Annotated in this window: 9 protein-coding genes, 1 tRNA gene and 1 pseudogene; 8 read left to right on the plus strand and 3 right to left on the minus strand. The window is 68.7% G+C overall.

Annotated features, from left to right (window positions below):
• Nucleotides 1-346: 346 nt before the first annotated feature.
• Together ACFT41_RS31155 and ACFT41_RS31160 are read left to right on the plus strand one after the other, a co-directional pair.
• On the plus strand, nt 347-1,045 hold the full coding sequence (locus ACFT41_RS31155) for a hypothetical protein (protein WP_377590061.1): 699 nt from the start codon (nt 347-349) through the stop codon (nt 1,043-1,045).
• A gap of 20 nt (nt 1,046-1,065) precedes the next feature.
• Entirely contained in the window at nt 1,066-2,160 is a 1,095-nt protein-coding gene (locus tag ACFT41_RS31160) for an XRE family transcriptional regulator (RefSeq protein WP_377590060.1), read from the plus strand.
• Between the two features lie 56 nt (nt 2,161-2,216).
• On the opposite strand, the gene ACFT41_RS31165 is transcribed toward ACFT41_RS31160, so the two are convergent.
• Nucleotides 2,217-3,059 (minus strand): hypothetical protein, encoded by an 843-nt coding sequence (locus tag ACFT41_RS31165; protein WP_377590058.1) that lies wholly within the window; start codon nt 3,057-3,059, stop codon nt 2,217-2,219.
• A gap of 392 nt (nt 3,060-3,451) precedes the next feature.
• Here ACFT41_RS31165 and ACFT41_RS31170 point away from each other — a divergent pair, with 392 nt between their 5' ends.
• The 5 genes from ACFT41_RS31170 (at nt 3,452) to ACFT41_RS31190 (ending at nt 7,678) form a co-directional block, all read left to right on the plus strand.
• On the plus strand, nt 3,452-4,789 hold the full coding sequence (locus tag ACFT41_RS31170) for a hypothetical protein (RefSeq protein WP_377590056.1): 1,338 nt from the start codon (nt 3,452-3,454) through the stop codon (nt 4,787-4,789).
• Between the two features lie 410 nt (nt 4,790-5,199).
• Nucleotides 5,200-5,964, plus strand: a complete 765-nt coding sequence (locus ACFT41_RS31175) for a methyltransferase domain-containing protein (protein ID WP_377590054.1) — start codon at nt 5,200-5,202, stop codon at nt 5,962-5,964.
• A gap of 127 nt (nt 5,965-6,091) precedes the next feature.
• A complete protein-coding gene (locus ACFT41_RS31180; RefSeq protein ID WP_377590052.1) occupies nt 6,092-6,619 on the plus strand; it encodes a DUF6244 family protein in 528 nt (175 codons plus the stop codon).
• A 209-nt stretch (nt 6,620-6,828) separates the two neighbouring features.
• Complete coding sequence (locus tag ACFT41_RS31185; protein ID WP_377590063.1) at nt 6,829-7,215, plus strand: hypothetical protein; 387 nt, start codon at nt 6,829-6,831, stop codon at nt 7,213-7,215.
• Nucleotides 7,216-7,228: 13 nt separating this feature from the next.
• Nucleotides 7,229-7,678 carry a SitI3 family protein gene (locus tag ACFT41_RS31190; protein ID WP_377614084.1) on the plus strand — a complete coding sequence of 150 codons (450 nt, stop codon included), beginning with the start codon at nt 7,229-7,231 and terminating at the stop codon, nt 7,676-7,678.
• A gap of 287 nt (nt 7,679-7,965) precedes the next feature.
• Here ACFT41_RS31190 and ACFT41_RS31195 read toward each other — a convergent pair whose 3' ends face one another.
• Complete coding sequence (locus ACFT41_RS31195) at nt 7,966-8,868, minus strand: barstar family protein (protein ID WP_377614085.1); 903 nt, start codon at nt 8,866-8,868, stop codon at nt 7,966-7,968.
• A gap of 838 nt (nt 8,869-9,706) precedes the next feature.
• On the opposite strand from ACFT41_RS31195, the gene ACFT41_RS31200 reads away from it, so the two are divergent.
• A tRNA-Arg gene (locus ACFT41_RS31200) sits at nt 9,707-9,779 on the plus strand.
• A gap of 11 nt (nt 9,780-9,790) precedes the next feature.
• Here ACFT41_RS31200 and ACFT41_RS31205 read toward each other — a convergent pair.
• Nucleotides 9,791-10,150, minus strand: a pseudogene (locus ACFT41_RS31205) (replication initiator); the annotation flags it as partial.
• Nucleotides 10,151-10,263 lie beyond the last annotated feature (113 nt).

Here is a 10,263-nt window from a genome sequence, read left to right on the forward strand (position 1 = left end):
AACATCGACTGGTAGAGACCCACAACAAACCCGCCGGAAGACCACCAACCGGGCTCAACGCATAGACCAACTCAAGAATCTCCAAACCGCCCTCTCAGGACCTCGTCGCCCTGTCCTACGCCCTCGCCGGGGCGTTGGGCGTCCGCATCGAGAACCCCGACGAGGAGTAGGCCCGCTGCGCCCGAAGCCCCCTCCCGCCTGTTGCCGGGAGGGGCAGCCTGGGTGGTGGGGCGTGTCTCCGGCGTCATTTCGGTGAGGCTGCGTCGGCAGTGCCAGGTTCGACGTCGGGCGTGTCGGCTGCTTGATTTCCGCAACATCAACTGCGGCATGGACTAGATTCTGTGGCATGGGCTTGCTGGATGACGCGGTGGCGGTGCTGGACGAGCGGGGTGTGCTGGAGCCGCTGGGCGGGTTGATCCGGCAGGTCTACCGGCGGGCCGCGGACCGGCACGAGCCGGAGTTGGGTGACGACGCGATGAGTTTCGGCACGACGGTGTGGCGGAACCTGACGAACCTCGGCAAGGCGGCCTTCGGCGGGGTCGACGGGGTGCGGGTGCGGGTGGAGGACAACTCCCTGGAGATCCTGTGCGCCGGGTATGTGGTGCGGTTGTACTCGTTGCAGGGTGGGATCGAGTCGATCCGGTGGGAGGGCAGCGAGGCCCGCCTGGGTGGGGCGGTGGAGAACAGCCGCGACGGGCAGTTGGCCTTCGACGACGCCGAGCAGTTCCCGGAAGTCTTCGCCGGTGTGGTGCCGCCGAAGCGGCACCTGCGGGTCGCGCACACCGGTGACATCGGCATGGGCGAGGCGACGGCGTACCTCGGGTTGCCCCGTGACAACCGTGAGGGTGGGTCGCCGTGGTTCGAGGTGACGCTCTGGTTCGGTGACGCCGTCACCGTGGGGACGCCGCTGCCGGTCGTCGGCGGTCCGGTCGGGGTGCCGGGGCAGCGGCACGACGAGCTGCCCGTGCCGGAGCTGCCGATCGAGACGCTGCGGCCTACTGGCGGTGCCGGCCGTACCCTCGGTGTTGCTGGTCGACGGGCGTGACGGGCGGGGTTCGTCCGCCGGTGCCGGTCACCGCAGCGGTGGCGGGGTTCGAGCCGCACGCGCTGGGGTTGGCCCGGCGGTGGCGGCGGATGCGGAAGAACGAGTTGGCCCGGCAGGTCGGGGTGACGGCGGCGGCGGTCAGCCAGTACGAGCTGGGGCAGGCCCGCCCCTCGGCGGCGGTGCTGGCCCGGTTGGCGTTGGCGCTGGCGATGCCGGTGGAGTTCTTCGCCGCCGGTGTCCCGGCCCCGGCGTCGCCGGGGCGGGCGCACTTCCGTAGCCTGCGGGCCACCAGCCAGGCGGAACGGGACCAGGCGGAGGCGTTCGGCGAGGTCGCCTGGCGGGTCGTCGAGGCCGTGGGCCGGCAGTTGCGGCTACCCGAGTTGCGGCTGCCGCAGCTCGACTGGCCGGAACCCGCGCGGGCCGAGGACGTCCGCACGGTCGCCGCGGCGGCACGTGCGGAGTTCGGGCTCGACGACGGGCCGGTGCCGCACATGGTGCGGCTGCTGGAGGCGCACGGGGTGATCGTGTTGTCCCTACCGGACGCCTCCGAACGGGTGGATGCGTTCTCACACTGGTACGGCCAGCGGCCGTTCGTCTTCCTCAACCCGGCCAAGAACGACAAGGCCCGCTCCCGGATGGACGCCGCCCACGAACTCGGCCACCTGCTGCTGCACCACGACGCCGAGCCGGGCAGCCAACTCCTGGAACGGGAGGCCACCGCCTTCGCCTCCGAGTTCCTCGCCCCCAGCACCACCCTCGCCGCCGAGCTTCCCGCCCGGCTCGACTTCGACCGGCTGCACGAGCTGAAACGCCGCTGGGGCATCAGCCTGAAAGCACTCGTCTACCGGGGACACGACCTCGGCATCTACCGGGACCACACCTACCGACGCGGAATGAGCCTGCTCGCCCAATGGGGCCACCCCGAACCCGGCGACCTCGGCCCCCGCGAACAACCCACCCTCCTCGGCAGAGCCGCCACCCTCCTCAACCAACAACACACCACCATCGAAGACCTCGCCGCCCAAGCCGGCCTACCTGCGGCCCTCGCCCGCACCGTGATCGACGCCGCCACCGAACACCTCCCCGAACTACGACTCACCCCAACCGGCCCCTGACCGGAGCCGGAGCACTGCCGGGTCAGGCGGCGGGGTTCCCGCTCGGGGTGCATCGCTTACTCAGGCGGTGTGACGGTGGGTGCTGTCGGTTCGACGTGGTGGCTGTCCCACATCCACTGGTCGTCGCCGTGGTCGACCAGGGTGCTGCACCGGTAACGCAGCAGGTCCACGTCTGTGCTCGGGTCCGGGCCGCCGGGATGCGGTGGCGTCGGGTCCAGCGCCGCGTCCGCGTTGTAGACGAGCCGGTCGGCCAGCCGGTAGTCACGGCGGAAGCCGGTGCGCCACTGCGAGTTGCCGCCCCAGCCGTGCGACAGGTCGGCCACCTGCCGGTACCGCCGCCGCCACGCCCAGTACAACGTTGAGGTCGTGGCCAGCACGGGATCCAGGTGGCGGGCACCGGCACGAACGCTCACGCCGCCACGCATGAGTAGCAGCGACCCGACGAGACAACCCGGCCACCACTGCCCGACCAGCACCGGCAGTGCCTGCGGATCATCCGCTGGCTCGACCTCGACGATCTCGTGCAGGAACGGATGGAACCCTTCCCCCTGCGGGAACGTGCCGCCGATCGCCGCGACGAACCGCCCGTACGCCGAGGACGCAAGCCAGTCCGCAGGGTCGCCGGGATCGGTGGCGGGAGGTTGGCCGGGCAGGATCAGCAACTCCATCACCCTGCTCAACGCGTACAACGCCCACAGGTCCTCACGCGCCAACGCGACGGCGGCCATCCTCGCCTCGCCGACCTGCCGCAACGCGGCCAAGATCGACGAGTGGGGAGCAACCCACGGATCGAGGACGTCCCGGCCCCATGCGCTCCCGCTGTAGTCGAGGGTCGGCTCGAACAGGCCGAACCTGATCTTCTGCCACGCGCCGTCCGGGAACACCATTGCGGCTTTCACGGCCGTCAGTCTCTCGACCGATGGGCAGCACGTCGAGCGAGATCCGGCCACCCCGCCGCTCCACCTATGCAGGCGGCAGAACCTGGCGACCGGTTCGGTGAGAACGGCGTACGGGAAGCCGGTACGGGGGCGGGCCGCTTTCCGACTGGACATAGGTGCCCCAAGTCATGCGAACCAGTCGCAGGTTCAGAGGGAGTCTCTGCCTGACGCCCCAGAGCGCACTTATGCCGAGGCGGTCGCCGCCGCGACGGCAGTGGTGTGTCTCGATGGATGTCGGTGGCAGGGAACCGTTGCCCGCATCTCATGTCGCCAGATAGCCGACAGTCCTGTGGTCGTCGTGGGTGGTTAGTCTCTCGGAGGTGCTCGCCACGACTAGGAACGGCGGAAGCGGCGTGACGGACGATCTGCAGGTGCCGGTTTGGACCCTGGCGACGGAGCCCGAGAGGATCCCGCTGGCAGCGCAGCTTCCCGTGGATTACGAGGGAATGACCCCGGAGCGGCTTGCCGGGCTGCGGCAGGCGCTCGCCGCGTTTCTCGACACGCCGCTCGTCACGGTGGAGGCATATCCGCTTCCCGCAGAGAGTCACCTTCGAGGTGGAAGGCTCCTCGACGCCGCTTCGCCGCTTGCCGTGGAACTCCGGAACCTGTTGAAGCTGCGGGCCAATGCCCCCACGGGCATGGCCGGGGCCGCCAAGTCGACGGAGACGCTGTATCGCATGGTGGTGCCGAGGACGGTAGCGGCGCAACTTGGTGAAGGCCTGGTTCGGTCCATGCCGTCCAAGGCTGCCGTCGGTGGAATCCACGGCGGCATTCTCGGCAAGTCGGGAATCGTGAAGAATGCGACCTTCGTTCCGGTTATGGCCGACGCGCCACGTTCAAGCGCCGCCGGGGTGATGAGTGGCACCGCAAAGGCCGCTACCGGCGCCGGTATGGTCACCGCCGCAGCATCCTTCGTTCTCCTCGCCGTCGCCACCGCCGCGAGCCTGTACGCCGAAGAGCAGCGCCGTAAGGCCATGGAGAGAGTCACCGAGCTACTTGAGGAGCTGACCGCCGACAATCTCGACGCGGAGCGCGATCGCCTCAACGGGGCGACGACGGCCGTCGAGAGAGCAACCGCGCTCCTGCTCGACAAGGGCGAGGCCGGGCATTCTCTGGGTCTGGACGCTGCGGTGCACACCGTTGACACCGCGATCGCCGCCGCTACCCGCAGGGCCGCCACGTGGCGGATGAAACTCGCAGCGTTCTCTCCCGAGGGCGTGGAGATCGCTGATCTCCTCAAGGCATTCCCCGGGATCGACCAGCCCAACGGCGCCTTCCGCGTCGAGCTCCGGCTCGCCTCGCTGGCCATCGCCACGAAACGTCGAGTCGCGGTTCTTCAAGCCGTGGAGCACGCCCAGAAGTCTCCAGAACTCGCATTCCATCGCTTCACGGCGATGCTGCAGAGCGAGCAGCGGAGCGTGGACGAGCTTCAAGAGGAGCTACGTGCCCTCCTGGTCGACCTGGCGGAACTCCGGCTCCGCGCTCCCACCAAGAGCTTCACGAACCGCCTGCTGACGCAGAACGAAGTGAACACCCTGCTCGCCTGGCCAGGCCGTCTACGGCAACTGGCAAGCGAGGAATCGGTGGCTGCTTCGGAGTTGCCCGATGTCGAGATCGGGCTCGTCCGGCGGGCGGACGGGAAGGTACTTGTTCTGCCCGCGGAGGCATTGCCACGCGTTCAGGCCGCCTGAGCAGCCGTAGGTCCGGTTCGTGCGCATGCTGGGACAGGTCGAGTGCGACGTCGGCCTGCCCCGATCCGAGACCCAGCGCCTCGGAGAATCGGCGGCGTCGCGGTTTCGAGTTGGCGGTAGACGGGATGCCCTCAACCGCTGACCGAGTCAGGACGATCAGAACGATGACCGGGTTCGAGTGCCGGTCGGGTGATCGTGCCGATCACCCCGGTTCATCTCTGGCCACTCCGTCACCGGCGAGTACTACGGCTGCAATCCCCGCCAGGTTGACTCTGAACGCGTCGCAGCCTTGGCGCAGGATCTCGTCGTTTCGGGCCGACGTACCTCACTGGTGTCGTGATACCCGGGCTACCCAACGTCTTTTGCGGTCTTCTCGCCAGCGGCCTTGGATCGTGTGCTTCAGTAGGCGGATGGTGGGACTCGCGGCGGCACCGGACCCGATCAGCTACCTGGATGCGGCTGCCGGCACGGCGGCGGGCTTGGACTACAAGCAGCGGTTCGTGTCGTCTCTCGACGTGCGGCTCGGACATGCGGTTGCCGACGTCGGCTGCGGTCCGGGAACCGACCTTGCTCGGCTTGCCGAGGCGGTGGGTGAGGACGGGGTGGTCATCGGGGTGGACCAGGACCCTCGCATGCTTGAGGAGGCACGGTTCCGCCTGGCTGGCCGGTCGAACGTGCGCTTGTCTTCCGGCGACATCCACGATCTGCCGGTAGCGGACGCCAGCGTCGATCGGCTGCGGGTGGATCGGATGCTGCAGCACGTGGCCGATCCGGCGAGGGCGATCCGGGAAGCACGCCGGGTGCTTCGGCCCGGGGGGTTGTTCGGGATGGCCGAGCCGGACTGGGACACGCTTGCGGTCGCCGACGCGGACGTCGACACGAGCCGGCGGTTCGCCCGTTTCGTCGCGGGCCGGGTGCGTAATCCGACGGTCGGCAGGGAGCTGGTTCGCCTGTGCGCGCAGGCTGGGTTCGGCATCAGGTCCGTCGAGCCCGTCGCGGTGATGTTTCGCGACTTCGAAACGGCGGATCAGATCCTCGGGTTGCGGCGTAACACCGCGCGGGCGGTGGTGGCAGGCGACGTGGCCGAGTCCGACGCCGAGGTGTGGCTGCAGCGGCTGGCTCGCGGTCCTGTTGTCGCTGGTTTCACGTTCTATCTCGTGGTCGTCGAAGCTTGAGCCGCCACGCCGTGACTAGGTGCGCCGCGCCGCCGGCCGCGTCGGCGGCTGGTGGCTGGGTGGTTGTCTCGGTAGGTTCGGCCGGCGAGAGCATCTGCACTGTCATCGATTGGGGGATGCCGGCCACGTGTCGCACATCGAGAAGATCACCGGTGAGCTCCGCGCCCTGCTGACCGGGGTCGAACGCGCGCAGGGGCTGGCAGCCGCCGCCGACCGTCAGGCGCAGGAGGTGGCGCTGCGGGCCGCCGCGGCTGGTTTCGTCGCCGTGGCGGCCGGTGTGGCGCGGGTGCGCGACGTGATCATTGGCCTCCAGGGCGGCCTGGGCAGTCTTGCCGGTTCGATCGGTGAGGCGACAAGGGCAACCGTGGCGGTGCCGAACGAAGCCACCCCGCAGGAGACGATCGCCGGGCTGGCGCCCGTGCAGAGCGCCGTCGACAGTGCCCGGGACGCGGCGGCCGGGGCCATCACCGGAGTCGGTGAGGCGCAGCAGCTCGTCGCCATGGTCCTGCAGGGCGGACAGCCCGGGCCGTTGCTGCAGGCCCTGGACGGTATCAAGCAGGTTCTGGTGCTGGTCGTCGCGCGCACCACCAGCGCCCGGCAGGCCGTCGAAGCGGCGATCGCGCAGGCGCGGCAGTTGGGGTCGTCGGGAAACTGACGAGGGCTGGCGGTCATCGGCCGGCCAGCCCTACTCCTGCTACCACCAGCGGTACACCCCCGACGACCTCCCCCCTGGGTGGCCCCGTCTCGACGGCCACTGGCGCAGGATCCCCGTGGAGCAGGCGTCCCACCGGCGTTGCCGGCGGGTCACCTACCGGGCGTCGAACCCGGATCTCGGCGAACGAGAAGCCACGTGAGCGGCGTGCGCTGGAGTTGGAGAACGAGTGTGCCGACAGGGTCGCCGGCAAGGGGTACCGGGTTCAGCAGAACCCCACAAGGCAGGAGGTCGCGGACGCGCGACGTGAGACCGGGGATTCTGGGAGGCCGGAGAAGGCACCCGACTTCCTCATCGAGGGGCGCGTCTTCGACTGCTACGCGCCCACTGCACCGGTGCCGGCCCGTGCCGTCTGGAGCGCGGTGTCCCGGAAGGTCGACGCCGAACAGACCCAACGCGTGATGTTGAACCTCCACGACTGGCGAGGAGACCTCACCGCCCTGCACAAGCAGTTCCACGATTGGCCCATAGCGGGCCTGAAGGAACTGGCGGCGGTAACGCGGGACGGTGCGATCATTCAGATCATCCGGCGAGACTGATGAAGGGGTGCAGATGGCTGTCGAATACCGGCTGACGCTGGCGGGCGACATCCCACTCGAGCAGGTGGCAGAGCTGGCTGCTCCCGAAGCTGTCGAGACGTCCACGGCGTCCGGCGGCAGGATGTTCAGCGCCGACCTGAACGACGAGCACGGGTACGTCGTGGACATCACCGGTGGCCGGCACGGCTACTACTGCGCCGAGGACGACGGGGGATCTCTGTGGCAGTGGGAGCCGGAGACCTACGTCGACATCAGCTTCTACATGCGCAAGGATACCCTGACCGACAAGGGCAAGCCCCACATGCTGGCGACCGTGGCCAGGATCCTCGCCGGCCGGGTCGAGGACGCGGCCCTGACCCTCAACGGCGACGTGCTGATGCTGACACGAGTCGCGGGAAGCATCCAGAAACACAACGCCGACGGTTGGTACGACGAGGAATACGACAGGATCCTGCGCCTCTGACGGGCGTGCGTCCTCGGCTGGACCCTTTACAGCGACTCGCCCCGACCAATCCGCCGGAGGCGCGTCAGTACGCGCGGCCACGAGCTCACGCCCGGACGGATGGCCGGCCCCACCTCGACTACCGCGAGGACTTCTTCGTCCCCCTCACCGACTCCGGCCGCGTCAACGGCACCCGGCACAGCCACATCCCTGTCTAAGGATCCACGGCGGCTGCCTGCCACCGTGTGTCCAACCCTCTCGTCGGGCTCGGCTGGGTGACGCGGCGGTTGTCGGCGTCGACTGTCAGCTCACCGCAAGTCGATGTCGACCTGATGCTCCGCAAGCATGTTCAGCAGGTACTCCAGGGTGGTCGCCGGACCCAGTAGACGCCGGTCGTAGCTGGCGACGAGGTGTTCATGGGCGACGGCCGAGTCGTGCCACACCAGCCGGAACGGTGTCTGAGCACCGAACCTTCCGCGTAGGCAGTCATCGAGGGCGTCGAGGTTCCACCCGAAGTATCCGCCCGGTCCGTTGATCGCCTCACCGATCGCGCAGTAGAAGCCTTCGATGTCGGTCACGAAACGACCGTCGAGGTCGTACGTGACACCGGCCGGCCGATCCGGTGCAACAGCTCGGTGGGCGAGAGCCACGCCCGCCCAGTGATGGCGCAACTCCCGGCCGTAGCCGGCCCACAGATTCCTCTCAGCGGGCCTTCCGGTGTGCCAATGCTCCAGGATGCCGAGGATCCCCGTCGGCATCGGCTCACCCATGTCGCTGCGGACCGTCACGTCGAGGAGTCCGGCCCCGATCCGCGACGGCTCGCTGGCATCGACCGTCCCGGACAGCATGGCCCCGATGACCTGGCTGGCCGAGCCGTCGGCGGCGATTGCGTACACCTCAGCGCTGATCCGACGGCGACGCAGGCCGGCCTTGGTCGACTGGCCGAGCGCATCGAGTTTGGTCAGCAGGGGAGATTCCGGCCGGCAGCCGAGCAGCCGCACCTGCGTCACCGTGGGCGCGGCCTGATCGCGGAACACCCCGGTGACGTCCCGACACGTGCCGTAAGGCTCCCCGTCCGGGCCCTGCAGCACGAACTCGGTCACCTGCCCGGGACGGATCACGGCTTCCGTGCGGTCGTGGACGCGGGCGAAACCGCTGAGGTCGATGTCTACGGTTCCCGGCATGGTGGCGTTCGGGCGCTGCGCCAGCACGACGACGTCACCAAGATCCTGGCCCCACCAGTACGGTGGCGGGGACGCTGTCACGAAGACGTCGCCCAGCCAGGCATGCTCCGTGCCGAGTGCCTCGGCGGGCAGCCGATCGAGGAAACCAGCGAGCGCGCCGGCCGGCGTACAGCCGACGAGCGTGAACCGCTCCCGAGGCCGTGGCGGCAGGTCCACGAACAGTCCTTCGATCTCCGCGCACAACGCCAGCGGGACGTCGTCCGCCCAGGAACCCTCAAGGTCGACGTCGCCAAGCAGCAGCCAACGCGGACCAACGGGATGTTCCCACGTCCACCGCCGCCGATCGGGCGGCGAGACCGCCCCGGGACCGACGCTCGACGTCACGCCGAGACCCTACCCGCTGACAACGCCACGACAGAGGCCCGTTCGTAGACGGTCTCCCACCGACCTGACCGACGAAAGCTCGCACTCCCACGCGTCCCCTGAGCCGGGGAGTTTCTCGCGAGGCGGATGTGGGACTCATCCCGAACGCTGACCCCGTATAGGCGTCTTGCCCCCATCCGGCGCCCGAAGCCCGGAAGGTCGCCGACGAGGCCGGCACGGCCCGGATGGCAACCGGCCGCTGAAAAGGGAGCCTCTGGATGATCTTCGATGATGTGCGCGACGTGTGCTCGCCAGCGAATGCCAACCCGGGTCAACCGGCGCCAACACGGGTCACCACAGCCGATCATGGTCGCAAACGGGGGTTCGTGTGCTCGAGCTGTGGTCCTGGGCTGGGTAAACGGGGGTCCGGGTGACGTGGGTGAACGTGGGCCACTCCCTGCCACCCCAGGTGAACCCCCAGGTCGCTAGACTAGGCCCTCGCGCCCCCGTAGCTCAGGGGATAGAGCATCGGTTTCCTAAACCGTGTGTCGCAGGTTCGAATCCTGCCGGGGGCACCTCGAAGATCAGTAGAAACGCCTACTAGCCTGCGGATATGTCTAAGTATCGATGGCTTGGGCTGTGCAGTGGTATGCCGCCCGCAGCCGCCGTTTGTTCCGCGTGTAGACGGTCGGAGTGTGCCTTCTGCGCGTCGGATCGGGGCTTGGCCTCGGGTCAGGTCCTTGGTGACGTACTTCGTCACGTACCGGATCGACCGCTCCGCATCCCGGGTGCCCTGCTCGATGCCCCGAGCGTCGATCCGGCCCAGCCGCGCCACGTACGCGGGTCGGCTGTCAGATTCTTCGAGAGCGTCGTGGGTTTCGCCCCAGGTGGGCAGCGGCTCGCGCGTCTTGGGGGCGACGTACGCCTGCCGGTCGACGTCCCACACCGGCGGATTCTCTACCGGGTGTTAGCCGTCACCGAAGGTGACGACGAGTTGGTTCTTGCCCGTCATTGGTCTTGAGGAGGTCTCTGGCGTGGCCCTGGTGGGGTTGCGGTTGT

The sequence above is a fragment of the Micromonospora sp. NPDC057141 genome (assembly GCF_042670805.1).
Classification (GTDB): domain Bacteria; phylum Actinomycetota; class Actinomycetes; order Mycobacteriales; family Micromonosporaceae; genus Micromonospora.